This is a genomic window from Geodermatophilus sp. SYSU D00691 (assembly GCF_054050275.1).
This window is the reverse complement of sequence record NZ_JBJGYZ010000002.1, coordinates 157,294-180,761: the sequence shown is the minus strand read 5'-3', so window position 1 is coordinate 180,761 and position 23,468 is coordinate 157,294. Positions and strand designations below refer to the sequence as shown.

The 23,468-nt window shown below is 73.4% G+C and carries 22 protein-coding genes, 1 other RNA gene and 1 pseudogene; 14 read left to right on the top strand and 10 right to left on the bottom strand.

What is annotated here, in order from left to right; translation table 11 throughout:
* Positions 1 to 128: 128 nt before the first annotated feature.
* Positions 129 to 1,160, top strand: coding sequence for a quinolinate synthase NadA (gene nadA, locus ACI797_RS02375; RefSeq protein WP_456856922.1), 1,032 nt, complete (start codon positions 129 to 131; stop codon positions 1,158 to 1,160).
* A 3-nt stretch (positions 1,161 to 1,163) separates the two neighbouring features.
* On the opposite strand, the gene ACI797_RS02370 is transcribed toward nadA, so the two are convergent.
* From ACI797_RS02370 to ACI797_RS02360, 3 genes are all read right to left on the bottom strand, one after another.
* Positions 1,164 to 2,189 carry a carbon-nitrogen hydrolase family protein gene (locus ACI797_RS02370; protein WP_456856921.1) on the bottom strand — a complete coding sequence of 342 codons (1,026 nt, stop codon included), beginning with the start codon at positions 2,187 to 2,189 and terminating at the stop codon, positions 1,164 to 1,166.
* A gap of 114 nt (positions 2,190 to 2,303) precedes the next feature.
* Entirely contained in the window at positions 2,304 to 3,248 is a 945-nt protein-coding gene (locus ACI797_RS02365; RefSeq protein WP_456856920.1) for an AraC-like ligand-binding domain-containing protein, read from the bottom strand.
* A gap of 18 nt (positions 3,249 to 3,266) precedes the next feature.
* Positions 3,267 to 4,025, bottom strand: a complete 759-nt coding sequence (locus ACI797_RS02360) for a sulfite exporter TauE/SafE family protein (protein WP_456856919.1) — start codon at positions 4,023 to 4,025, stop codon at positions 3,267 to 3,269.
* Between the two features lie 111 nt (positions 4,026 to 4,136).
* Here ACI797_RS02360 and ACI797_RS02355 point away from each other — a divergent pair, with 111 nt between their 5' ends.
* The 4 genes from ACI797_RS02355 (at position 4,137) to rnpB (ending at position 7,612) form a co-directional block, all read left to right on the top strand.
* Positions 4,137 to 4,409 carry a DoxX family protein gene (locus tag ACI797_RS02355; RefSeq protein WP_456856918.1) on the top strand — a complete coding sequence of 91 codons (273 nt, stop codon included), beginning with the start codon at positions 4,137 to 4,139 and terminating at the stop codon, positions 4,407 to 4,409.
* A gap of 22 nt (positions 4,410 to 4,431) precedes the next feature.
* Positions 4,432 to 5,154, top strand: coding sequence for a PIG-L deacetylase family protein (locus ACI797_RS02350; protein WP_456856917.1), 723 nt, complete (start codon positions 4,432 to 4,434; stop codon positions 5,152 to 5,154).
* Positions 5,155 to 5,233: 79 nt separating this feature from the next.
* Positions 5,234 to 7,180, top strand: coding sequence for a DUF222 domain-containing protein (locus ACI797_RS02345; protein WP_456856916.1), 1,947 nt, complete (start codon positions 5,234 to 5,236; stop codon positions 7,178 to 7,180).
* Positions 7,181 to 7,210: 30 nt separating this feature from the next.
* Positions 7,211 to 7,612: RNase P RNA component class A (gene rnpB / locus ACI797_RS02340), an RNA gene on the top strand.
* A 178-nt stretch (positions 7,613 to 7,790) separates the two neighbouring features.
* On the opposite strand, the pseudogene ACI797_RS02335 reads toward rnpB, so the two are convergent.
* Together ACI797_RS02335 and ACI797_RS02330 are read right to left on the bottom strand one after the other, a co-directional pair.
* Positions 7,791 to 7,853: pseudogene (locus tag ACI797_RS02335) on the bottom strand (hypothetical protein); the annotation flags it as partial.
* An 820-nt stretch (positions 7,854 to 8,673) separates the two neighbouring features.
* Positions 8,674 to 9,264: a hypothetical protein gene (locus tag ACI797_RS02330; protein WP_456856915.1), complete on the bottom strand. Its 591-nt coding sequence runs from the start codon at positions 9,262 to 9,264 to the stop codon at positions 8,674 to 8,676.
* An 862-nt stretch (positions 9,265 to 10,126) separates the two neighbouring features.
* On the opposite strand from ACI797_RS02330, the gene ACI797_RS02325 reads away from it, so the two are divergent.
* Together ACI797_RS02325 and ACI797_RS02320 are read left to right on the top strand one after the other, a co-directional pair.
* Positions 10,127 to 11,308 carry a PP2C family protein-serine/threonine phosphatase gene (locus ACI797_RS02325; protein WP_456856914.1) on the top strand — a complete coding sequence of 394 codons (1,182 nt, stop codon included), beginning with the start codon at positions 10,127 to 10,129 and terminating at the stop codon, positions 11,306 to 11,308.
* 72 nt (positions 11,309 to 11,380) lie between these two features.
* On the top strand, positions 11,381 to 12,199 hold the full coding sequence (locus tag ACI797_RS02320; protein ID WP_456856913.1) for an ANTAR domain-containing protein: 819 nt from the start codon (positions 11,381 to 11,383) through the stop codon (positions 12,197 to 12,199).
* 321 nt (positions 12,200 to 12,520) lie between these two features.
* Here ACI797_RS02320 and ACI797_RS02315 read toward each other — a convergent pair whose 3' ends face one another.
* The 4 genes from ACI797_RS02315 to ACI797_RS02300 all read right to left on the bottom strand — a co-directional run bounded on the left by ACI797_RS02315 (position 12,521) and on the right by ACI797_RS02300 (position 14,421).
* Positions 12,521 to 13,150 carry a dihydrofolate reductase family protein gene (locus ACI797_RS02315; protein ID WP_456856912.1) on the bottom strand — a complete coding sequence of 210 codons (630 nt, stop codon included), beginning with the start codon at positions 13,148 to 13,150 and terminating at the stop codon, positions 12,521 to 12,523.
* Positions 13,150 to 13,656 carry an SRPBCC family protein gene (locus ACI797_RS02310; protein ID WP_456856911.1) on the bottom strand — a complete coding sequence of 169 codons (507 nt, stop codon included), beginning with the start codon at positions 13,654 to 13,656 and terminating at the stop codon, positions 13,150 to 13,152. Before ACI797_RS02310 ends, ACI797_RS02315 begins: the two co-directional genes overlap by 1 nt.
* A 3-nt stretch (positions 13,657 to 13,659) precedes the next feature.
* On the bottom strand, positions 13,660 to 14,001 hold the full coding sequence (locus tag ACI797_RS02305) for an ArsR/SmtB family transcription factor (protein ID WP_456856910.1): 342 nt from the start codon (positions 13,999 to 14,001) through the stop codon (positions 13,660 to 13,662).
* A 66-nt stretch (positions 14,002 to 14,067) separates the two neighbouring features.
* Complete coding sequence (locus ACI797_RS02300; RefSeq protein ID WP_456856974.1) at positions 14,068 to 14,421, bottom strand: TetR family transcriptional regulator C-terminal domain-containing protein; 354 nt, start codon at positions 14,419 to 14,421, stop codon at positions 14,068 to 14,070.
* Positions 14,422 to 14,505: 84 nt separating this feature from the next.
* On the opposite strand from ACI797_RS02300, the gene argG reads away from it, so the two are divergent.
* The 3 genes from argG (at position 14,506) to ACI797_RS02285 (ending at position 20,521) form a co-directional block, all read left to right on the top strand.
* On the top strand, positions 14,506 to 15,939 hold the full coding sequence (gene argG / locus ACI797_RS02295; RefSeq protein ID WP_456856909.1) for an argininosuccinate synthase: 1,434 nt from the start codon (positions 14,506 to 14,508) through the stop codon (positions 15,937 to 15,939).
* 335 nt (positions 15,940 to 16,274) lie between these two features.
* Positions 16,275 to 19,823, top strand: coding sequence for a PKD domain-containing protein (locus ACI797_RS02290; RefSeq protein ID WP_456856908.1), 3,549 nt, complete (start codon positions 16,275 to 16,277; stop codon positions 19,821 to 19,823).
* Entirely contained in the window at positions 19,820 to 20,521 is a 702-nt protein-coding gene (locus ACI797_RS02285; protein WP_456856907.1) for a hypothetical protein, read from the top strand. The genes ACI797_RS02290 and ACI797_RS02285 overlap by 4 nt, the downstream gene beginning before the upstream one ends.
* A gap of 28 nt (positions 20,522 to 20,549) precedes the next feature.
* Here ACI797_RS02285 and ACI797_RS02280 read toward each other — a convergent pair whose 3' ends face one another.
* A complete protein-coding gene (locus tag ACI797_RS02280; protein WP_456856906.1) occupies positions 20,550 to 20,768 on the bottom strand; it encodes a hypothetical protein in 219 nt (72 codons plus the stop codon).
* Between the two features lie 153 nt (positions 20,769 to 20,921).
* Between ACI797_RS02280 and ACI797_RS02275 the strand changes: the two genes are divergently transcribed.
* From ACI797_RS02275 to ACI797_RS02260, 4 genes are all read left to right on the top strand, one after another.
* Positions 20,922 to 21,563: a prepilin peptidase gene (locus ACI797_RS02275; RefSeq protein WP_456856905.1), complete on the top strand. Its 642-nt coding sequence runs from the start codon at positions 20,922 to 20,924 to the stop codon at positions 21,561 to 21,563.
* A 209-nt stretch (positions 21,564 to 21,772) separates the two neighbouring features.
* Entirely contained in the window at positions 21,773 to 21,991 is a 219-nt protein-coding gene (locus ACI797_RS02270) for a Flp family type IVb pilin (RefSeq protein WP_456856904.1), read from the top strand.
* Between the two features lie 113 nt (positions 21,992 to 22,104).
* Entirely contained in the window at positions 22,105 to 22,497 is a 393-nt protein-coding gene (locus ACI797_RS02265; RefSeq protein WP_456856903.1) for a TadE/TadG family type IV pilus assembly protein, read from the top strand.
* Positions 22,494 to 23,459, top strand: coding sequence for a pilus assembly protein TadG-related protein (locus ACI797_RS02260; protein WP_456856902.1), 966 nt, complete (start codon positions 22,494 to 22,496; stop codon positions 23,457 to 23,459). The genes ACI797_RS02265 and ACI797_RS02260 overlap by 4 nt, the downstream gene beginning before the upstream one ends.
* Positions 23,460 to 23,468: the final 9 nt, after the last annotated feature.

The window sequence follows — 23,468 nt, the reverse complement described above, 5'->3', positions numbered from 1 at the left end:
GTGCGGACGACGGAATCCTAGGGCGCGCTCCCGACGGGGCCGACGGCCCGCGGCACCGTTGCGGGAAGATGACAGGCCGGCGCGGGCGTTCCCGGTGTGACGGCCCGCACGAGACCCCTGGAGCCCGCGTGACCGCGACCATCGCGCCCGCCACCCCCGCCGTCGTCGGCGACGAGCGGACGTTGTCGCCCGAGGAGTACCGGGCCTGGGCGCGCGAGGTGCGCGCCCTGGCCGAGGAGCGCGGAGCGGTGATCCTCGCGCACAACTACCAGGTCCCCGAGATCCAGGACGTCGCCCACTACACCGGCGACTCGCTGTACCTCTCCCGCGTCGCGGCGCAGACCGACGCCCGCGAGATCGTCTTCTGCGGCGTCCACTTCATGGCCGAGACGGCGAAGATCCTCTCGCCGGGCAAGACCGTGCTGCTGCCCGACCACGCGGCCGGCTGCTCGCTGGCCGACAGCATCACCGCCGAGCAGCTGCGCGAGTGGAAGGCCGAGCACCCGGGCGCCGTCGTCGTCAGCTACGTGAACACGACCGCCGCGGTCAAGGCCGAGACCGACATCTGCTGCACGTCGTCCAACGCCGCCGACGTCGTCCGGTCGATCCCCGAGGACCGGGAGATCCTGTTCTGCCCCGACCAGTTCCTCGGCGCCCACGTCAAGCGGGTCACCGGGCGGCAGGACATCCACGTGTGGGCGGGAGAGTGCCACGTGCACGCCGGGATCAGCCCCTCCGACGTGCGCGCCCAGGTGGCCGCGCACCCCGACGCCGAGATCCTGGTGCACCCCGAGTGCGGCTGCACGACCTCGGTGCTCGACCTGGTCAGCCACGGCGACCTGCCCGCCGACCGGACCCGCGTGCTGTCCACCGGCGGCATGGTCGAGGAGGCCGCCCGGACGTCGTCGCGGGAGGTGCTGGTGGCGACCGAGGTCGGCATCCTGCACCAGCTGCGGGCGCTCAACGCCGGCACGTCGTTCATCCCGATGAACGACCGCGCCGCCTGCCGCTACATGAAGATGATCACCCCGGCCAAGCTGCTGCACACGCTGCGCACCGGCGAGGGCGCCGTCGACGTCGACCCGGAGACCGCCACCCGCGCCCGGGCCGCCGTCGAGGCGATGATCGCCATCGGCGAGCCCGGGCGGGGCGGGGAGTAGCGCTCACACCCCCTGCAGCGCCGGCGGCTCGACGGGCACGAGGTCGGACGGCTCGGGCAGCTCCTCCTCGGTGACCACGGCCCGGTTGGGCCGGGCGTTGAACAGCAGCCGGAAGACGTCGGGCCGCGAGTAGTGGCCGACCGGGTCGGCGGCGGACTTGGCGATCGCGAGCAGCGCCGGGTCGAGGTCGGCGTAGAGGATGCCCTCCTCGTCCTCGGCCAGCGGCGCGGCGAGCTCGGTGCCCTCCGGCCCGTAGATGCGGGTGAACCCGCCGCCCTGCAGCAGCAGCTGCTTCTTGACCTCGGTGTCGGCGAACAGGTCGTGCGCCGCCTGGCCCACCACCGAGCAGGGGGCGACGACGAACGTCTGCCCCTCGACGGCGTAGACGCGGCTGGCGGCGGTGTTGACCTCCGGGCCGAGCGCGGTGGCCGCGCCGCGGTAGACCGAGAAGCTCGGCCACGAGGCCACGTGGATCTGCTCGCCCTTGCTGTACATCGCGTACTTGGTGAGCGGCTGGAAGTGCTCCCAGCAGTTGAGGCCGCCGAGCCGGCCGAGCCGGGTCTCGTGCACCTGGATGTCGCTGCCGTCGCCCTCGCCGAACACGCTGCGCTCCACGTGGGTGGGCTTGAGCTTGCGGCGCACGGCGATCACCGCCCCGGTGTCGTCGAGGAAGGCCTGCGACATGTACAGCGAGCCGCCGGCCTTCTCCGCGAACCCGAGGACGACGTGCACCCGGTGCCGGCCGGCCGCGGCGGCGATCCGCTGCATGTGCTCGCCGTCGCGGGTCATCGCGTTGTCCGCGTACCGCGGCACGAACTGCATGCCCCAGGCGGGGCTGTCCAGCCAGATCCACCAGGGGTAGCCGGGGACGAACGTCTCGCCGAAGGCGACGAGCTGCGCGCCGTTCCCGGCGGCCTCGGCGATCAGGTCGCACACCTGCGTCACGCCCGCCTCCAGGTCGAGCCAGCGCGGCTCGGCCTGGACGGCGGCGACGCGGACGGGCTGTGCTGGGCGCGTGGCGGAGCTCATGGCGGACCTCCCGGATCGGGCCGCCGTCGGGCGCGGCGGCATGCTGCGACGGTGGCGCCGCCGGCGCCGGGCGGACTCGCCGTGCGTGCCGCGTTCCTGACGATCGGTGCCAGCTCAGGGCGCGCCGAGCGCCGCCCGCCGGTAGGCCGCGGGGGTGCTGCCGGTGACCGCCCGGAAGGTGCGGTGGAACTGCGCCTCGCCGGCGAAGCCGCAGCGCCCGGCGACGGCGGCCAGCGGCATCCGGGGCTGCGTGCGCAGCAGGTCCTGGGCGGCGGTCACCCGCAGCCGGCGCAGCACGTCGCCCAGGCCCTCGGGCTCGCCCTCGAACAGCCGGAACAGCGTGCGGCGGGAGAGGTGGCACGCCTCGGCGACCCGGTCGGCGTCCAGCCGGGGGTCGGCGTAGCGGGCGGCGAGGTGGGCCAGCACCCGCTCGCGGTCCACCGCCGTCGCCCCGTCGCCGCGCGGCGCCGTCGTCCCGGCGGCCAGGGTGAGGGCCGAGGTGAGCAGGCCCAGCGCGTGCGGGGCGAGGGCCGCGCTGCCGGCCGGGTCGGTCGCCCGCGCGCGGGCGAGTCCGCGGAAGAAGTCGGCCACCAGGCGGGCGCTGCTGGTGGCGCCCAGCGCCACCCCGGTCGCGTGCAGCACCGGCCCCTCGGGCAGCAGCCGGCGGGGCACCTGCACGACCAGCTGCTCGAACGAGCCGGGGAAGTGCAGCGCGTAGGGGCGGGTGCTGTCGTAGAAGGCCATGGCGCCGGGGGGCAGCGGCGCCGTCCGCCCGTCCTGGGCGACCGTCCCGCGCCCGGCCACCTGGATGCTGGCCAGCACGTACTCCTCGGAACTGCGCGCGATCAGCCGCGGGGTGCGGCGCACGTGCTGGCCGCTGGCCCGCACCGTGGTGAGCTCGACCGCGCCCACCTCGGTGTGCGCGATCCGGCCGCGGAACGGCGCCTCGGTCGTGGGCGCGGCGGACAGCTGCACGAACGTGTCGCAGATGAGGTCCTGCCAGTACGCGAACGCACTGCCCGGCGGCACCTCGTCGGTGCTGGCGGTCAGCGCGCTCACGCGGGCGATGATGAACCGTCAGGCGGCCCGCAGGAAGAGGTAGATCGAGACGGCGACGCCGAAGGTCACGATGAGCACGCGCAGCGGGGTGGACGGGATCCGGCTGGCCAGGCGCGCGCCGAGGAACCCGCCGAGCAGGCTGGCGGGGGCGGCGACCGCGACGACGCCCCAGTGCACCGGGCCGAACAGGCCGAAGACGACCACCGTGACCGTGGCGGTCACCGCGGAGAGCGCGGACTTCAGCGCGTTGGCGAGCTTCAGCCGGTGCAGCGCCAGGCCGAGGACGCCGACGAGGATCACGCCGAGCGCGCCGCCGAAGTAGCCGCCGTAGGTGGTGGCGAGGAAGAGGGCGACGTAGAGCCAGACGGGGTCGCGGGTCCGGCCCACCTCCTCGGCGCGCCGGAGCCGCTGGTTGAGCAGCGGCTGGACGGCCAGCAGCAGGCTGGCCAGCAGGACGAGCACCGGGACGACGAGGTCGAAGGCCTCGGTCGGGGTGGTCAGCAGCAGCACGGACCCGGCGATGCCGCCCAGGACGGCGACCAGGCCGAAGCGCACCAGGCGGCTGCGCTGGCCGACGTACTCCTGGCGGAACCCGGCGACGCCGCCGAGGTAGCCGGGCCACTGCGCGACCGAGTTGGTGACGTTGGCCTCGACCGTGCCGAGGCCGAGCGCGACCAGCGTGGGGAAGAGGATCAGCGAGCCGCCGCCGGCGATGGAGTTGACGCCCCCGGCGAGGAAGGCCACGGCCGCGGCGATGACCAGGTCGAGGGCGGACACGGGCGCCGAGCCTACGGTGGCGGTCGTGCGCACGCCCTGGCGAACGGCCGGACTCGCCGCCCTGCTGGGCGGCTCCGGCGTCCTGCACCTGGTCCGGCCCGCCGTCTACGAGTGGCTGGTGCCCCGGAGCTGGGCGACGCGCGCACGTGGGTCACGGTCACCGGGGTCGCGGAGATCGGGACGGCGGCGCTGCTCGCCCTGCCCGTGACCCGGCGCTCCGGCGGTTGGGCGGCGGTCGGGCTCCTGACCGCGTTCCTGCCGGCCCACCTGCACACGTTCCGGGTGGTCCCGCGCCGCCCGCTGCCGCTCGCGGTGGCCGCGGTGCGGCTGCCGCTGCAGGCGCCGCTCATCGCGGCCGCGCTGCGAGCCGCCCGGCGGGGTTGATCACCCCGGCAGACTCCGCGGCATGCCTTCAGCACCCATGCCCGACGACTGGCAGCGCGCGCTCGTCGTCGCCGCCCACCCCGACGACATCGAGTACGGCGCGGCCGCCGCGGTGGCCGTGTGGACGGCGGCCGGCAAGGAGGTGCACTACCTGCTGGCCACCCGCGGCGAGGCGGGGATCGCGGGGATGCCGCCCGCCGAGGCCGGCCCGCTGCGCGAGGAGGAGGAGCGGCGCTCGGCCGCCGTCGTCGGCGTCCGGGAGGTGGAGTTCCTCGACCACCGGGACGGCGTCCTGGAGTACGGGCCGCCCCTGCGCCGCGACCTCGCCGGTGCGATCCGGCGCCACCGGCCGGAGCTGGTGGTCACGATGCACGGCGGGGACACGTGGACCCCGCCCGGCGTCTCGCCGGCCGCGCTGAACTCGGCCGACCACCGCGCGCTGACCCGGTCGGTGCTCGACGCGGTGGCCGACGCCGCCAACGAGTGGATCTTCCCCGACCTGGCGGAGGAGCCGTGGTCGGGCGTGCAGTACATCGCCGTGCAGGTCTTCGGCGGCGAGGCGCCGCACGTCGTCGACGTGAGCGAGGGGGTCGAGCCGGCCGTGGCGTCGCTGAGCGAGCACCGGCGGTACCTCGAGGTGCTCTCCGACGTGCCGGTCGACGAGCAGGCGAGGCAGCAGATCGACATGGCGACACTGGGCGAGGACGGCGGTCGGCGGGTGGGCTTCACGCTGTACTGGGGATGACACGCCCGACACGCTGACCAGCGCTTTCATCGTCCACAGGCCTTGCCGCGGCGTTCCGATCGAACGTATGATCGAACACGTGGACCAGCCTCCCGCCTACGCAGCGCAGACCGGCCTCGCCGCCGGTCCGCTGGGGGTGGTGCAGGCCGCGGACCGCGAGATCGCCCGGCAGACCGCGGTGCGGGCGCGGGCCCTGGCGGAGTTCGCCGCCTCCCGGCCGGCGTCGGCCGACCGGGCCCAGGGGGAGCCGGGCGCGATGAGCGCCGCGCGGTGGGCGGCCCGGCCGGACGAGCTGAAGCCGGTGAGCGAGTGGGCGACCCCGGAGCTCTCGATCGGGCTCACCTGCACGCGGTCGCGGGCGGACGCCCTGCTGTCCGAGTCGCTGCTCCTCGTCGAGCGCCTCCCGGGCACCCTGGCGGCGCTGGAGGCCGGAATGCTCACCGAGGCGCACCGGTGGCCGCTCCTCGAGCACGTCGCGACCGTCGTCGACGACCGGGTGCGGGCCGAGGTCGAGACGGAGGTGCTGGGCTGGGTCGCCGATCGCGCCGCCCGGCGGACCATCACCACGCCGCCGCAGCTGCGCGACAAGGTGCTGCGCGTGCTGGCTCGGCGCAACCTGCGCGACGTCGCCGACGAGCTGGCCAGGGCGGTGAAGCGCCGCGGGGTGCACCTGCAGCCGGAGAAGACCGCCGGCATGGCAGCGGTCTTCGCCAGGCTCACCGTGCCCGAGGCGCAGGCACTGGTCGCCACCCTGGAGGCCCTCGCCGGTGCGCTGCCGGCCGATCCGGCCGACACCCGGTCGCGCGGGGAGAAGATGGCCGACGTCCTGCTCGACCTGGTGCTCCGCCGGGGGTCGTCGGACCTCCCGCCGGTGCAGGTGGCCCTCACCCTCGTCGCGCCGGTGAGCACGGTCCTGGGCGGGGACGCCCCGGCCGAGCTCGGTGGCCAGGTGGTCCCCGCCGAGGTGGCCCGCCGGCTGCTGGACGCCCTCGCCGGCGCCGGGCCCGGGGCGCCGGCCGACGAGCCACCGGCGGCGGACCTGGGCGAGGACGAGCAGTTCCCCGATCTCGGCCTCGACGACTCCGGCTGGACCGAGCGGATGCGGGCCGCGCACGCCGAGTGGGAGGCCGACTGGGAGCGCCGCCTGGAGGCCGGCGAGTTCGACGACCCCGACCCGCTGACCGCCGATGAGGTCGTGGCCGCCGCCGAGCGCACGCTCGACGAGGGCTGGCTGGAGCTGCAGCGCGAGATGGCCGACGCCGACGACCGCTGGTGGGCGGAGTTCGAGGCGGGGCTGCACCCCGACCCCGACCCGCCGCCGGCCGACGGGCCGGCCGGGACGGACCCGCCCGAGGACGGGACGTGGTGGAGGTCGGCCGATCGAGCGGTGCAGGAGGCGGAACGGATCCTCGGCGACGCCGAGGCGGCGCTGGTGCGCGCCCGCGACCTGGTGCACACCGCCGAGCTCGCCGATCGCGCCGACGAGGCGGCCTGGCAGCGCTCGCCGGCGGGACGGGTGACCGCCGCGGCCGACGCCCTGGGGGCACTGCGTGCCGCGGCCGCGGCCGACCGGGCCGCGCTCGGCGACCTGCTGGTGCGCACCGGTGGGGGAGGACTGCTGGAGCGCCCGCGGATCGCCCTGGTCGACGCCCTCTCCGGCACGCTCGTGTCGCTCACCGACCTGCCGGGCCTGCGCCGCGCGGCCGCGGCCGGGGAGCCGCTCGGTGCCCCGGAGCCGACCGACGGCTACCGTCCGGGCGCGGAGCTCGACCGCTTCGTCCGGCGCCGCGACCGCCGCTGCCGGTTCCCGGGGTGCCGCCGTCCGGTCGCGGCGGGCGAGCTCGACCACCGGATCCGCTGGCCCGACGGGCCGACCGACGTCGGCAACCTGGTGGGCTTCTGCACCGGTGACCACCGCGGCAAGCACCAGGCCCCCGGCCTCGACCACGCGCTCGACGCGGCGGGCACGCTCACCGTCACCACGCCGTCCGGCCTCGTCGCCACCACGGACGCGCCGCCGTTCTGAGCGCCGAACTAGACTGGTCACCACGACGGACGAGTCGGCTGGGCGGTCGCGTCGGCGGGGGAGACCCCGTCGCCGAGGAACGTCCGGGCTCCACAGGGCAGGGTGGTCGCTAACGGCGACCCGGGGTGACCCGCGGGACAGTGCCACAGAGAACAGACCGCCAGCGGTTCGCCGCTGGTAAGGGTGAAACGGCGGTGTAAGAGACCACCGCACACCGGGTGACCGGTGTGGCTCGGTAAACCCCACCCGGAGCAAGGTCGAGAGGGACGGCGGCTCGCCGCCGTCCTGCGCAGGCGATCGAGGGCTGCCCGCCCGAGCCTGCGGGTGGACCGCTCGAGCCTGCCGGCAACGGCAGGCCTAGATGGATGACCGCCCATCGGGAGGCCGCGAGGCGCCCGAGGACAGAACCCGGCGTACAGGCCGACTCGTCCGTCGTTCCCCGCTGACCAGCACTTATGCGGTCAGCGGGGGGCGGCAGTCCGCACGGAGCCGCAACTCGGCCGAGCACGGAGTCGACCGCGGCCCTGGTTCGGTCGTCCGAGTCAGGCCAGAGATGGCTGTAGGTGTCGAGCGTCTCGGCCGCGCTCGCGTGGCCCAGCCGGGCCTGGACGGTCTTCACCGACTCCCCGTGCCGGACGAGCAGGCTCGCGTAGAAGTGCCGCAGCGAGTGCATGGTGACGCCGCTGAGCCCGGCACGCCGCACCGCGGGTCGCCAGACGGCCGCGGTGAGCTGCCGGCGCAGGAAGTCGATGCGGTCGACGGTGAGCCCGAAGGCCTCACCCTGCCGGAGCCCTGCGCCCGCCGCGAGGGTGACCAGCGCCCGGTACCCGTCCGGCACGGCCTCCGTCAGCGCCTCGACCGCCTCGAGCGCCAGCGGCTCGATGCGGCGGCGATGGGTCTTCGGCAGCTTGGTGCCCTCGCACGGGGAGGCGACGACCCGGCGGTCGCGGACGGCGGACTTGAAGATCCCCGCGAGGATGCGGTGGACGACTCCCACGGTGGCGGGCGCCAGGTCGAGGGAGAGCTGCGTGACGAGGGCAACGGCGCCGGCGTCGACGCCCTCCGCCGCATCGTCTACTTCAACGCCGCCGACAGCGCCCCCCCGGATCTGGGTCGTCGTCGCCTGGGGTGTCGTGGGCACTGCCTTGGCCATCCTCGCTGTGCGGGTCCGTCACCGCCGCGCCACGGCGACCGGCTGAAGGGCCTGTCCGTTCGACCGGACGCCGCATCGCCGGTTCCTCGGTCGGGTCCTGAGCTGGACGGAGCGGAATCGGCGAGGGCCGCCATTCACGGTGACCTTGGGCACGGCGCTCAGGCCCGTTGTGAGCCCCAGACATGAAGGCAACTGTCTCTAGGGGCGGGGTCAGGGACACCGCTCCCCATCCCGCTGGTTGGCCGCTGATTTCACTGCGGGCGCGGACATGGGAGCTTGCCGAACTGGACGTCTCCTCGGACCCGCCACTGCTCCGAGCACGCGCGCAAATCCGTAGCACCTACGGGACTTCCGACAAAGACCACCCCTCAGCTACATACTTCCATATGCGGCTTGGAACGCTGGTCAGCAATTGCTGGTCGCTGAGAACAACACCCTGCTCCGCAAGGGTGTGCCAGACGTGTCGGGCGTTCTCGCCCTCTGCGGTCAGTCGCCGCCCGAAGATCAGGCCATGTGCAAGAAGTGACGGAAGAACCTCGCGCGTGATGTACCCACCTCGGATGAGTCGCATATGCAAGCGCGACGACATGTACTTCTCAAAGACAGCCTCGGCGAGGATCACTCCATGGACCCCCGTTGTTCCGTCCTCGAGCTTCGTTCCCACAACACCTTGCTGCTTCCACCAGGGCTTGCCCTCGTTGGTGAGCGGGACGGTGTCGTGGTAAACCGCGGCGACGGTCCGCAGCGGAGGACGCAGGGGCAGCCGCGGGTTTGCACCGTCCATGAAGACGTCGTCGCGCAGTCCAAGCACGTCGAGAGCCACCAGATCTGCAAGAGCCAGCGCGACTGCTTCTCTTTCGCTGACTCGGAATCTTCCGCGCAGTAGAACCACCAGTTCGGGACTGGACAGCTTCTCGAGGAGGTCCAGCACGTGTGCGTCACCGGGCCCTGGCGGATCCTGTGGCCCCTGGCGCTCATTCATCCGGCACCCCCGCTCGACGACTCGTTCGAGTGATCCCTGGGCTCTTCTTGATGCAGTCCCGATGCCTATCGCGCACTGGGATCGCTTCTACTCCTATCACTTGCCGGCCTCCTGAAGGCCTCAGCCGCCTGGGTCTTCTGCTCAGCCTTCGCGTGACAGCAGGGATTCACGGCACCCTGAGAGGCAGAACTTCTCGTTGCAACCCTGAGCGGCTGACATCTGGCCGTCCGGGTGAACGATGTATCCCTGAAAGGGCCGCTACGGGCGACGACCTAGCTCACGGACGAGGTAGATCCCGACGCCGGCCGTCATGGAGACCGCGCCCGCGCCCGCGAGAAGCGCCGCCTACGACGGCGGCACGCGGCCACACTTCCGAGGACGCTGACGACCAGGGCGCTGCTCGAAGAACGAGGAGCAACACTGCTCGCACGGACGGCCCGGGTAGGTCGGGCCTCGGCTGCTCAGGTCCTGCAGCTCGGACACCGGGCTCGCCGTCGATGACTTGTCGGCTGTTCCACAGTGGGCCGCTGGGACATCCGGCCTGCAAGCCGTGAGGGCGGCTCTGAAGACAGCGTGAGCGAGGATTTCGGGTGCATCAGCAGATGACGGACGTGATCGAGCGGCTGCTGACCGCGGCGTTCGATGCCGAGCGACTCGACCCAGGGCAGCGGCGCAGCTGCGACGGCCACCAGCAACGGAGTCGACTGGTCGGCACAGGCGGGCTCGGTCACGGGTGGTCCCGGTCTCATGCGCGGCGAAGTGGGTAACGTCCCGCGCAACTGTCGAGCCGAGGTGTGGAGGGACGGACGCGGTGACCGATGCGTTCAGGTCGCTGCTGCACGCCTGCCATCTGCTGCCGCCGGACGACTTCGCCGCGACCGTCGCCGCCCACGCCGCCGAGCTGGGCGCGCAGGAGATGGTGCTCTACCTCGCCGACTACGGGCAGGCCACCCTGCTGCCGCTGCCCGGGGCGGGCGTTCCCGAGCGCCAGGAGCTGTCGATCGAGGGCACGCTGGCCGGTCAGGCGTTCCGGCGCATCGAGGTGGTCGGGAACGCCGGCGAGCACGGCTACCGGATGTGGCTGCCGCTGCTGGACGGACTGGAGCGCGTCGGCGTCAGCGAGCTGCTGCTGGCGGCCGAACCCGACGGCGACCAGTGCGAAGTCCTGCTGGCGTTCGTCAGCCTGGTCACCGAGCTGCTCGTGGTGCGCGACGCCTACACCGACGTGTTCGCGCGGCTACGCCGCCGAAAGACGCTCTCGCTGGCCGCGGAGATGCAGTGGGAGCTGCTACCGCCGCTGACCTTCGGCACCGACCGGGTGGTCATCACCGGCGGTCTGGAACCGGCCTACGACATCGGGGGCGACTCCTTCGACTACGCCGTCAACGGCAGCAGCGCGGAGCTGCTGGTCATCGATTCGGTCGGCCACGGACTGCCAGCCGCGGTGCTGGCCAGCGTCGCGATCAACGCCTACCGGCACGCCCGCCGCAATTCACTCGACCTGCCTGACATCGCCGCCGCCGTCAACGCCGCCATCGCCACCCAGATCGGCGGCAGCCAGTTCGCCACCGCCGTGCTCGCTCGTCTGGACCTGGACACCGGCCGGCTGCGGTGGATCAACGCCGGTCATCCCGAGCCGCTGATCCTGCGCGGCTCGTCGCTGGTGCACCCGCCGCCCTGCCCGCCGGCCCGCCCTCTGGGCCTCCAGCAAGGCAAGCCGGTCTGCTGCGAGTTCCGGCTGGAGCCAGGCGACCGGCTGCTGCTCTACACCGACGGCATCACCGAGGCCCGCTCGCCCGCCGGGGAGTTCTTCGGCGAGCAGCGCCTGGCCGATGTCATCAGCGCGGCCGTCGCTGCCGGCAAGCCCGCCCCGGAGACGGTGCGCCGCCTCATCCGCGGGGTCATGGACCACCAGGCCGATCAGCTGCAGGACGACGCCAGCATCGTCGTCCTCGAGTGGCTCAGCGGAGACGCGCGCCGGGCCCTGCCGTAGCCCCACAGCAGGTGCCGCTACGGCATGCGCCCTCCGCGGTGCAGGGCGGGGGCTGCGTGAACCTGGTTTGCCGTGGGGGAGCGCGGGCAGGGAAGTCGGCAGGTCCGACTGCGCCTTGCTCCGGCGCCACACCGGGATGCCGAGGGGCCAGCCGTGGACATCGCAATCCGCTTCGTCGACGCACTCGACGCCAACGCAGCCGACGGCGACGATCCAGATCTGCTGCCGGTGCGGCTGGTCCGTGCCGCGGCCGCCGTGCTCCCTGCCGACGGCGTGGGGCTGAGCATCCACGGAGGGTCCGGGCGGCGGACACCGCTCGCAGCCAGCAGCGAGGTCGCATCCACGGCCGAGCGGCTGCAGTTCACCGTCGGCAGCGGGCCGTGCCTGGAAACCGCGGACTCCCAGCTCCCCGTGTTCGCCAGCCAGGAGGTTCTCGCACACCGCTGGCCGGCCTACCACGACCTGCTGGTCACCCAGACGCCGCTGCGCAGCGTGCTGGCACTTGCCCTGCCGGGACGTCTTCGGGGGGTCGGTGGCATGGACACGTTCTTCACCGACCCTGCCGGAGCCACGACCGTCGACGTCTTCGACGCCCGGCGCGTCGCCGAAGTCGTCTCTGACCACCTCGAGCTCTCCGCCGACTGGTCGGTGTGGACCTTGGACGAGCTGCCGGCGTGGTCGGACACGGCCGTTGCCCGCTTGCGGGGACGGTTGTGGATGGCCGTCGGCATGCTGATGGTCGCCTTGGAGCTATCAGCGCCGGACGCGCTCGCGGTCCTCCGCGGCTACGCCTACGCGGCAGGCCGGACCGCGGACGACCTCGCCGACGACCTCGTCGAGGGACACCTGCAGGCCAGCCAGCTCCGCGCGAGCTCCGGTAGCGACCGCTGACCGCGCTGCATCGAGGATCGGCACCCATGGCCAGGCCTCGGTGTGAGCCGCTCGCCGAGTGCGCCGTCATGCGGCCTGAGGGACGGCTGGCCATTGCTCTGCTGCCGGCGCGCGCAGGGCGCGGTCGTCGCCGGCGGCGCCGCAGTCCGCACAGAGTCCGCAACTCGACCGAAAACAGTCATCGCCAGCCGTATACCGTCAACGGCATAGGTGCTGCTCAAACGTCTTGTTCAATCATTGTCGACAATGGTCGACACAGGCATCACGGTTCCCGGCGTACAGGCCGACGCGTCCGTCGCCCCCTGGCCACCCCAGCTGCGGTCAGGGACGCGCTCGCTCCCGGACGGCGTAGGTCAGGTGGGTCACCCGCTGCGTCGGCTCGGCGCGGACCGGCTCGAGGGCCACGCGGCCCGCGTCCACGCCCTCGAACAGGCGGATCCCCGTGCCGAACAGCACGGGCGACAGGGCGATCGTGAACTCGTCGACCAGGCCGGCGTTCACGTGCTGCAGGATCGTCGCGCCGCCGCCCGCGATGCGGACGTCCCGGTCCCCGGCGGCCGCGCGAGCCCGGTCCAGCGCGGCCTCGATGCCGTCGTTCACGAAGTGGAAGGCGGTCCCGCCCGGCCGCTCCCAGGGGTCGCGCTCCTCGTGCGTCACGACGAACACCGGCGTGTGGAACGGCGCCTCCTCCGGCCACGCCTGCTCGCCGGCGTCGAACATGCGCCTGCCCATCACGCTCGCGCCCGTGCGCTCGAACGTCTCCCGCAGGATGTCGTTGTCGCGCCCCTCCTCGCCGCCCTCGCCGAGCTTCAGGTTCTGCCGGAAGAACCGCTGCGGGAAGACCCACCGCTGCAGCTCCACCCACTGCCGCCCCATCAGCTCCTCGGGGGACCCGGGCGCGATGAACCCGTCCAGCGACATCGACACGCTGAAGAACACCTTCCCGGCCATCAGCCGTCGGCCCCCGTCCGAACGGTCTCGGCCAGGTAGGCGGCCAGGTTGCCCAGGGTCTGCCGGCCGCCCTCGATCGCGTGGTACTTCTCGACCGCCTCGTCGCGCAGCTCCTTCGTGGGGAACACCGTGCGCATCTCGAGCCGGGTCGCCGCTCCCTCGGGCGCGAACGTGAGGACCGACTCGAAGGCGTTCGGGTCGCCGCGGAACTCACCGTGCAGCAGCCCGATCACCTCCGGCGGGACGATCTCGGTCCAGGAGATCCACTCCTGGTAGTCCGTCCCGTCCGGCCCGTGCATCACGAAGACCCACTCCCCGCCGACGCGGAACTCGAAGGACCGCGTGGTGGTGGTGAACCCCTCCGGCCCCCACCACCGCGACAGGTGGCGCACCTCGGTGAACGCCTCGAACACCAGCTCCCGCGGGGCGTCGATGACCCGGGAGATCACGATCTCCCGGTCGGCCTCCGCGGACGGCGCCGCCGCTCCTCGTCCCGTCGTGCTCATCCGCTAGTCCTCCTGCCTCTCCTGCTTGAGGTCCTGGACGTACGCGTCCAGCCGGTCGAAGCCGGCGCTCCAGAACCGCTCGAACCCGCCGGTCCACTCGTGCACCGGTCGAAGCCCACGGGCGTCGAGGCCGTACAGGCGCTGCTTGCCGGCCTTGCGGTCCCGCACCAGCCCGACCTCCCGGAGCACCCGCAGGTGCTTCGACGCCCCGGGCTGGGCCATCCCCAGCTCCCGGGCCACCTCGGTCACCGGCCGCTCACCCGCCCGCAGCAGCGCCAGGATCTCCCGGCGCTGCGGCTCGGCGATCGCGTTGAAGACGTCCGACGTCGTCGCGGCCCGTGCCATGACGCACAACGTATACCCATATCGGCATGCGTCAAGGTCCCGTCAGCCACCCGCTCCTGCGCCAGATCACTCCTCGGTGGATCGGTGGGGGGAGAGGACGGCGTCGACCGCCGCGCGCAGCGCGTCGGGGAGCGACCCCTCCCCGGTCAGCGGCCACAGGACCAGAGCGCCGTTGTAGGCCGTGTGGACCGCGCCCGCCAGCCGGTCGACGTCGACGTCCTCGCGGAGCTCGGCGGCCTCCACCGCGGCCCGCAGCAGGGAGGCGATCCCGGCCTCGGTGCAGCGCGCACGGGTCACCGCGTGCGCCCGGAACTCGTCGTCCCGCGGGTCCAGCTGCAAGAAGGCGAGGTCGTTGACGAGCTCCGCCGGCCCGTCCAACCCCTCCACCAGAGCCGCCAGCACCGCCTGCAACGCCGCCAGGGGGGACTCGTGCCGCCGACGGGCCCCGACGGGCGGGATGACACCATCCTCGGGACGGCGCCACGCCCAGGGGACGGAGTACGAGTGAGCAAGGTCCTGACCGCCCTCCCGGTCGGCGAGCGCGTCGGCATCGCCTTCTCCGGGGGTCTCGACACCTCGGTGGCGGTGGCCTGGATGCGTGCCAAGGGGGCCGTCCCCTGCACGTACACCGCCGACCTCGGCCAGTACGACGAGACCGACATCTCCGGCGTCCCCGGCCGCGCCGTGCAGTACGGCGCGGAGATCGCCCGCGCCGTCGACTGCCGGCGGGAGCTGGTCGAGGAGGGCCTGGCCGCCCTCGCGTGCGGTGCCTTCCACATCCGGTCGGCCGGCCGGGTCTACTTCAACACCACCCCGCTCGGCCGCGCCGTGACCGGCACGATGCTCGTCCGCGCGATGCAGGCCGACGACGTCCACATCTGGGGCGACGGCTCGACCTTCAAGGGCAACGACATCGAGCGCTTCTACCGGTACGGCCTGCTGGCCAACCCGGGCCTGCGGATCTACAAGCCGTGGCTCGACGCCGACTTCGTCCGCGAGCTCGGCGGCCGCGCCGAGATGAGCCAGTGGCTCGTCGAGCACGACCTGCCCTACCGGGACAGCAAGGAGAAGGCGTACTCCACCGACGCCAACATCTGGGGCGCCACCCACGAGGCGAAGACCCTCGAGCACCTCGACGTCCCGCTGGAGACCGTCGAGCCGATCATGGGCGTCCGCTTCTGGGACCCGGCCGTCGTCGTCGAGCCCGAGGACGTCACCCTCCGCTTCGAGGCCGGCCGCCCGGTCGCGGTCAACGGCCGCGCCTACGACGACCCGGTCGCGCTGGTCGACGAGGTCAACGCGATCGGCGGCCGGCACGGGCTCGGCATGTCCGACCAGATCGAGAACCGGATCATCGAGGCCAAGTCCCGCGGCATCTACGAGGCACCCGGCATGGCCCTGCTGTGGATCGGCTACGAGCGCCTGCTCAACGCCGTCCACAACGAGGACACGATCGCCAACTACCACGCCGAGGGCCGCCGGCTGGGCCGCCTGCTCTACGAGGGCCGCTGGCTGGACCCGCAGGCGCTCATGCTGCGCGAGTCCATCCAGCGCTGGGTCGCCTCCCTGGTCACCGGCGAGGTCACGGTGCGGCTGCGGCGCGGGGAGGACTACTCCGTGCTGGCCACCCGCGGCCCGGCGCTGTCCTACCACCCCGACAAGCTGTCGATGGAGCGCGTCGAGCACGCCGCGTTCGGCCCCGTCGACCGCATCGGCCAGCTGACCATGCGCAACCTCGACATCGCCGACTCCCGCGCCAAGCTCGAGCAGTACGCCGCCCGGGCCGGGATCCCGGTCGGCCGGGCCTACCTGTTCGGCGAGCTCGAGTCCGGCCTGGTCGCCGGCGGCGCCGAGCTCATCGCCGCCAACCCGCAGGCCGAGGCGCAGCCGGCCGACGAGACCCTCGACAACGCCGCGATGGAGTCCGGCACCGACTGACCGACGCCCGGCCGGCGAGCCGCCACCCGGCGCGGAGCCAGGGGCCCGGTCGTGGAGAGGCCGCACTTCCGAGCCGTGACCGTCCGTCGCGGTGCGATCGGTGCACGGAGCGCCGACGTCACCCGACCCGGTGATGAACTGCGGTTTTCGCCGGGGTCCGCGGACGACGGCATTGACACGCGCTGACACAGCGTGATGGTTTGCCGCGCCGGCTCTTCCCGATCGCGGGGAGCCGGGCACAACGGATCACCGTCACGGGGGAGACGCTCATGGCACAGCGCAGTGCGGCGTTCGTCGACGGACCGTCTTCGTCTCTCCGTCGTGAAGGTCCCCAGATGTCTGCAGCCACCGACCGGTCCACGCAGGCCGGCCGGCGAGCCGGTACCGCCATGCTCGCCGCACTCCTCGCCCTCGGCCTCCTGCTCCTGGGCCTCGCCGTGCCGGGCACCGCCTCCGCCGACACCCGGCCCGACGCCGGCGTGCCGGCCACCTTCGCCGCCGACGGCCTGGGCACCGTCCAGGTCAACGGGGTCGTGTGGTCCATGGCCACCGTGGGCAACACGGTCTACGCGACGGGCAGCTTCACGCGGGCCCGCCCGGCGGGATCGGCGCCGGGCGTCAACGAGACCCCGCGCGCCAACCTGGTGGCCTTCAACCTCACCACCGGCGCGATGACCAGCTTCAACCACGCGCTGAACGGCCAGGGGCGGTTCGTCACGGCCTCCCCGGACGGGTCGAGGATCTACGTCGGCGGTGACTTCACGACGGTGGACGGCGTCGCCCGCGGGCACATCGCGGCGTTCAACACCGCTACCGGTGCGCTTGTCACGACGTTCGCGCCCAACGTCAGCGGCGCCGTCTACAGCATCGCGGCGACCAACAGCACCGTCTACGTCGGCGGCAGCTTCACGACCGCCGGCGGCCAGACCCGGACCCGCCTGGCCGCGTTCAACGCGTCCAACGGTGCGCTCACCAGCTGGGCCCCGACCGCCAACGACGTCGTCCGCGGCATCGTCCCCAGCCCGGATGGCACGCGGCTGGTCCTCGGTGGCCAGTTCTCCCAGGTCAACGGGGCGCCGGCGGTCGCGCTGGCCTCGGTGACCACGGCCGGCACCGACATGCGCACGTGGAACCTCGGCATCACCAACGCCGGCGACTCCGGCGGTGCCTACAGCCTCCGTTCGGACGGCACCAACGTCTACCTGACGATGTACGGCTTCATGGTCGGGAACATCGAGGGCACCGTGGCGCTGAACGCCAACACGCTCGACCTGGTGTGGATGAACGACTGCCACGGCGACCCGTACGACACCTTCACCACCGGCGGCGTCGTCTACACCGCCGGCCACCAGCACGACTGCTCGACCTCGGGCAGCTTCCCCAACCCCGTGCCGACGACCTGGAAGCGGGTCATCGCCAACACGGTCGCCGCGACCTGCACGCTCACGCCCACCACCGAGGTCCCGCGCTACACCAGCTGGACCGGCCGCCCCTGCCCGGCGCTGCTGACGTTCTTCCCCACCCTGGCCGCGGGCACCTTCACAGGCCAGGCGCAGGCGGCGTGGGCGCTGACCGGCAACAGCAGCTACATGGTGCTCGGTGGCGAGTTCCCGAGCGTCAACGGCACGGGTCAGCAGGGCCTGGTCCGGGTGGCCACCACGGCGAACGCCCCGAACCGGCGCGGCCCGGAGCTCTCCGCGGCCCAGATGCGGCCGTCCGCCAGCTCCAACGCCCCGGGGCAGGTCACCGTCACGTGGCCGTCGTCCTGGGACATGGACAACGAGGACCTGACCTACCAGGTGTTCCGCACCGGCACGGCTACGCCGATCCACACCGTCACGGTCGAGTCGCGCTGGTGGGACCGGCAGAACCTCCGGTTCACCGAGGCACGGCCGGCCGGCAGCACCGCCACGTACACCGTGCGGGTCAGCGACCCGCTCGGCAACGCCGTCACGAGCACGGCGAGCCCGACGGTGACCGTCGCGTCGCAGTCCCAGCCCTACGCGAACGCCGTCCTGGCCGACGGCGCCGCCGGCTACTGGCGGTTCAGCGAGACGAGCGGCACCGCCGTCGCCGACTCGGCGAGCAACTTCAGCATGACCGCCGGGGCCGGCATGACGCGCGGTACCACCGGCGCGGTGGCCGGCAACCCCGCCATCACGGGCAACGGCACGAGCACCGGCCGGGCGATCACCGGGCAGCAGTTCCCGCAGTTCGTGCAGACCCCCCAGACGCACACCGTCGAGGCGTGGGTGCGGACGACGTCCACCGCCGGCGGCATCATCGCGCAGTACGGCAACTCGTCGAGCGGGGCGAACACCACCACCGACCGCACGCTCTACGTGGACTCCCAGGGGCGCGTCTCGTTCGGCTACTCCCGGACGCAGAACAACACCCTCACCTACACGACGATCCAGAGCCCGGCGCCCGTCAACAACGGCCAGTGGCACCACGTCGTCGTGACGACGGCCAACCCCGGGGGCACGACGATGTACGTCGACGGCGCCCAGGTGGCCAACATCGCCACCATGACCCGCATCAACACCCAGTTCGCGGGCTGGTGGTCGGTCGGTGGCGGCACCTCGACGGGGCTGACCAACGCCCCGGCGAGCGCCTTCCTCAACGGCGCGATCGACGAGGTCGCGGTGTACCCCGGGGCGCTGACCTCGGCGCAGGTGGCCAACCACTACTCGGTCGCCACGGGCGCGCCGACGAACCCGTCCCCGACCGCCTCCTTCACCAGCACCCCGAACGGCCTGACCGTCTCGGTGAACGGGTCGGCGTCGAGCGACACGCCCCCGGGGACCATCGCGTCGTACTCGTGGAACTGGGGTGACGGCACCGCGGCCGGCAGCGGGGCCACGGCGACGCACACCTACGCCGCCGCCGGTACCTACACCCTGACCCTCACGGTCACCGACGACGGCGGGGCCACCGGGACGACGACGCGCACCGTGACCGTCACCGACCCGTCGAACACCGCCCCGACGGCGTCCTTCACCGCCACGGTCAACGGCATGGTGGTCAGCGTGGACGGCTCCGCCTCGACCGACGCCCAGGGCCCGATCGCGTCGTACGCCTGGAACTGGGGCGACGGCTCGACCACCCCGGCGAGCGCCGCGCCGACGGCGTCGCACACCTACGCCGCGTCCGGCACCTACACGATCACGCTGACCGCGCGGGACGGCGCGAACGTCGCCGGGACGACGACGCGGCAGGTCACCGTCGGCACGCCGGCGGCGGCCTTCGCCGAGGACGACTTCGGGCGGACGATCGCGCCCGGCGGCTGGGGTGCGGCGACCACCGGCGGTGCGTGGACGGGGACGGCGGGAGCCGCACGGCTCTCGGTGACGCCCGGTACCGGCGTCCTGGACCTGCCGGCGGCCGGCAACAACACCGGTGCCCATCTCGGCGGCGTAGCCCAGACGAGCGCGGACGTCGTGACGTCGTTCTCGCTGAGCGCCATGCCGACCGGCGGCGGCACCTACGTGTACGTGTCGGGCCGCCGGGTCGCCGGGCAGGGTGAGTACCGTGTCCGGGTGCGGATCACGCCCGAGGGTGCGGTCTACCTCACCCTGTCCCGCCTGGTCGGCACGACGGAGACCTACCCGAACGGGGAGGTGCTCGTCCCCGGGCTCACCTACACCGCCGGCACCCCGCTGACCGTCCGTGCCCAGGTGAGCGGCTCCGGGACGACCACGGTCCGCGCGCGGGCATGGCTGGGCGGGACGACGGAGCCGACGGCGTGGCCGCTGCAGCGCACCGACACCACCGCCGCGCTCCAGGCGGCCGGGTCGGTCGGCGTGGCGGCCTACCGGACGAGCTCCAACACCGTGGCCTCGCAGGTCCGGGTGACCTCGTTCGCGGCGCGGCCGGTCGCGTGACCCCGGGCACCGAACCCCGGCGGAGCCGTAGGGACCTGCTGCTCCGGCGGGGTCTTCCCGCCCTGGCGGTCCTGCTCATCGCCGCCTTCGTCGTCCTCGCCGTCACCCGTGGCGGTGAGGACGACGGGGGCGGCGGCGCCGCCGCGGCGGCCACGTCGGCCACCGCGTCGACCGGGGCGCCCGCGCCGACCGACGAGCCGGCCGCGACCAGCAGCGTCCCGCCCTCGCCCGCGACGGAGGAGCCGGCCCCGTCGGTGATCGCCCGCGAGGGCGTGCCCGAGGCGTCGCGCAGCGTCGAGGTCGCCCCGGCGGACTTCGCGGCCCCGGCCGGCTGGTCCGACGGCGCCTCGATCCGGCTGGCCGAGGCCCGCCAGCAGACCACCACCGGCACCGGCCCGGGGGAGCGGGCCGGCCAGCCGCAGACCGTCTTCCGGCTCGAGCTCACCAACGGCTCCGACGCGCCCCTCGACCTCAACGCCGTCGTCGTCCAGGCGACCTACGGCGCGGCGGCCGCGCAGGCCAGCCCCATCTACGACCGCGAGAGCGCCGACTTCGGCGGAACGCTGGCGCCGGGCGAGACGGCGACGGCCGTCTACTCCTTCGCCATCCCGGCCGACCAGCTGGGCGACGTGACGCTGTCGGTGGACGTCGACGGCTACCGGTTCCCCGCGGTCTTCTCCGGCGCCGTCCCGGTCTGACCCGGCGGATCGGGGCCGGAGTCGCGGCTCAGCCCTGGAGCAGGAGGCCCTTGCGCCAGACGTCGCCGCGCACGCTGTGCCAGGCGGTGGGGCCGTACACGCGCTCGACCCGGCCCTCGCCGTGCTCGTCGACCAGGATGATCAGCTCGCCGCCGGCGCCCACGTGGTAGCAGTAGCGCCCGGTGGGCAGGTCGCGGTCGGCGAACGCGGTCTCGCCGGTGCCGTTGAGGTCGACGTCCACGCTCATGCTCGCCCGCTCCTCCCGCGGCCGCGGCTGACCGCTGTGCCGCGAACGGTACGGCCGGCACGCCCGGGCGGCACGCGGACGGCATCCCTCCTGGTGGTGACGGCCGGCCGGCGCGAGGCGCTCCCCGCCGCCCGGTGTGCCACCGTGTCGGGCGTGTTCGCGCTGGTCGTCGGGGGACTCGGGGCGGGCGTCGGGGTCCTCGTCAACCGGGCCGCCGGCGCGTACCCGTGGACCGGTCGCGCGCTCGGCCGGCCCGCGGTGCGGCCCCCGCTGCTGGAGCTCGTCACCGGCGTCCTGCTCGGGGTGCTCGCCGCCCTGCTCGGGCCCGGCTGGTCGCTCCCGGCGTTCCTCCTCGTCGCCGCGGTGGGCGTCCTGCTCGCCGTCGTCGACCTGCGGCACCGGCTGCTGCCCGACCGCGTCGTCGTCCCCGCCCTCGGGCTCTGCCTGGCCCTGCTGACCGCGGCGGCCGCCGCCGACGGCGACTGGCCGCGGCTGGGCCGCGCCGTCCTCGCCGCCGCGGCCCTGTTCGCGGTGTTCCTGGTGCTCGCGCTGGTGTCCCCGGGCGGCATGGGGATGGGCGACGTCAAGCTCGCCGCCCTCCTGGGCCTGCCGCTCGGCTGGCTGGGCTGGGACGCCGTCGTGCTCGGCGGGGCGGCCGGCTTCCTCGTGCAGGCGGTGCTCGCGCTCGGGCTGCTCGCCACGCGCCGCGTGGGCCTGCGCAGCGAGCTGCCGTTCGGGCCGGCCATGCTGGCCGGCGCGCTGGTCGTGACCGTCTGGGTGGCCGTTTCCGGCTGACGGCGATCCCGCAACGATCGGGTGTCATTACCCGATCACCCTGCGTGACGACGGGTGAACGCTGTCAACCCATGGCGTGGTGCGGGTCCGCCTGACGGCTGAAGAACCTTCAGTTCGCCGAAACCGATGCCGAATCTCGCTCCGAGCCGCGATGGCGGGTCACCCCCGACCCGTACTGGCCGGCCTTCACCCCCAGGAGCAACCCCGTCATGAACCCGTTCGCCACCTTCGCGACCCTCGTCTCCCTCGCCTCGGACCGCCTGCGGCGCGAGGAGAAGGGCGCGACCGCCGTCGAGTACGGCCTGATGGTCGCGCTCATCGCCGCCGTGATCATCGGCGCCGTGATCCTCCTCGGCAACAACCTGGACGGCATCTTCGGCGACGTCGCCGGCGAGATCGGCGGCGCTGCCGGCGGCGACGCCGGCTGACCCGGGCCGATGCCCCCCTGCCGGGTGCGGCGGCCCGTGTCCCCGGCCGCCGCACCCGGCGCTTCCCCAGCCCACCAAGGACCCCCCCCCGAGACAGGAGAGAGGTGATCGGCATGCGGCACGGACTCCGTGACGAGCGCGGCGCCAGTGCGGTCGAGTTCGCGCTGATCGTGCCCCTGCTGGTGCTCCTGGTCCTCGGCATCATCGAGTTCGGCCACGGCTTCCAGGTGCAGGGCACGCTGTCGGCGGCCGCCCGCGAGGGCGTGCGCACGATGGCACTGCAGAACGACCCGGCGGCGGCCCGAGCCGCCGTTCGCTCGGCCGCCGCGTCGCTGGACCCGGTTCCCACCGACGCCCAGATCTCCATCGCGCCCGCTGCCTGCCCGCAGAACGCCGGCAACGCCACGGTGCAGGTGACCATCGACTACGAGATGCCCTTCCTCACCGGCCTCTTCGGGTCGAGCATCGGCCTGAGCGGGACGGGGGTCATGCGGTGCGCCGGATGACGCCTCGCCGTCGACGCCGCGGCATGTGGCGCGGTGCCGACGGAGAGCGCGGTGCGACGGCCGTCCTGTTCAGCCTCCTCCTGGTGCCGCTGCTCGGGTTCGCCGCGATCGCCGTCGACATCGGCCGGCTCTACGCCGAGCAGGCGCGGCTGCAGGTGGCCGCCGACGCGGCGGCGCTCGCCGTCGCTCAGGACTGCGCGGGGGGCAGCTGCGGCAACATGCACGCGACCGCGCAGGCCATGGTCTCCGCCAACATGGGTGGCGCCGGCGCGGCTCCGCCGGTGCTCGGCAGCGCCCCGCTCAGCGTGACCGTCACCGGGAGCCGGCCCAGCGAGCACTGGTTCGCCCCGGTGATCGGGCACGACTCGGACACCGTCTCGGCGTCCGCCACGGTCGCCTGGGGTGCTCCGGGCCGCGGCATCGCCGTCCTGCCCCTCACGTTCTCGTGGTGCGAGTTCGAGCAGCAGACGGACCACGGGACGCTCTCGGACACCGTCGTCCGCACGATCTACTTCACCAAGACCTCCAACACGGTCGGGTGCACCGGGCCGTCCCGGAACTTCGTGCCCGGCGGCTTCGCCTACCTGGACACCCCGCCCGGCAGGTGCGAGGCGGCCAGCGCCCGCAGCGAGCGGTCCTACTCCTCGACCGGCAACACCCCGCCGTCGGTCTGCGAGCCGGGCTACGTCGCCTCCCTGGTGGGCGAGACGGTGCTCCTGCCGCTGTTCGACGACTCCGGCGCCACCGGCAGCAACGCCTGGTACCACGTGTTCGGCTACGCGGCCTTCCGGATCACCGGCTACCACTTCGGTGGCCAGTTCACCACGAGCCCCAAGCCGTGCAACGGCAACGAGCGGTGCATCGCCGGCCACTTCACCCGGTTCGTCGACCTCTCCGACGCCTTCCAGTTCGACCCCGACGCGCCGCAGCTCGGGGCCCAGGTCCTCCGACTTATCCGATAGGGGCGCACA

Bases quoted from the DNA above. Each gene is read 5' to 3' on its own strand.
- ACI797_RS02370 (WP_456856921.1), bottom strand. From the start codon at position 2,189: ATGAGCTCCGCCACGCGCCCAGCACAGCCCGTCCGCGTCGCCGCCGTC.
- ACI797_RS02350 (WP_456856917.1), top strand. From the start codon at position 4,432: ATGCCTTCAGCACCCATGCCCGACGACTGGCAGCGCGCGCTCGTCGTC.
- ACI797_RS02315 (WP_456856912.1), bottom strand. From the start codon at position 13,150: ATGGCCGGGAAGGTGTTCTTCAGCGTGTCGATGTCGCTGGACGGGTTC.
- ACI797_RS02310 (WP_456856911.1), bottom strand. From the start codon at position 13,656: ATGAGCACGACGGGACGAGGAGCGGCGGCGCCGTCCGCGGAGGCCGAC.
- ACI797_RS02305 (WP_456856910.1), bottom strand. From the start codon at position 14,001: ATGGCACGGGCCGCGACGACGTCGGACGTCTTCAACGCGATCGCCGAG.
- ACI797_RS02290 (WP_456856908.1), top strand. From the start codon at position 16,275: ATGTCTGCAGCCACCGACCGGTCCACGCAGGCCGGCCGGCGAGCCGGT.
- ACI797_RS02280 (WP_456856906.1), bottom strand. From the start codon at position 20,768: ATGAGCGTGGACGTCGACCTCAACGGCACCGGCGAGACCGCGTTCGCC.
- ACI797_RS02270 (WP_456856904.1), top strand. From the start codon at position 21,773: ATGAACCCGTTCGCCACCTTCGCGACCCTCGTCTCCCTCGCCTCGGAC.
- ACI797_RS02265 (WP_456856903.1), top strand. From the start codon at position 22,105: ATGCGGCACGGACTCCGTGACGAGCGCGGCGCCAGTGCGGTCGAGTTC.
- ACI797_RS02260 (WP_456856902.1), top strand. From the start codon at position 22,494: ATGACGCCTCGCCGTCGACGCCGCGGCATGTGGCGCGGTGCCGACGGA.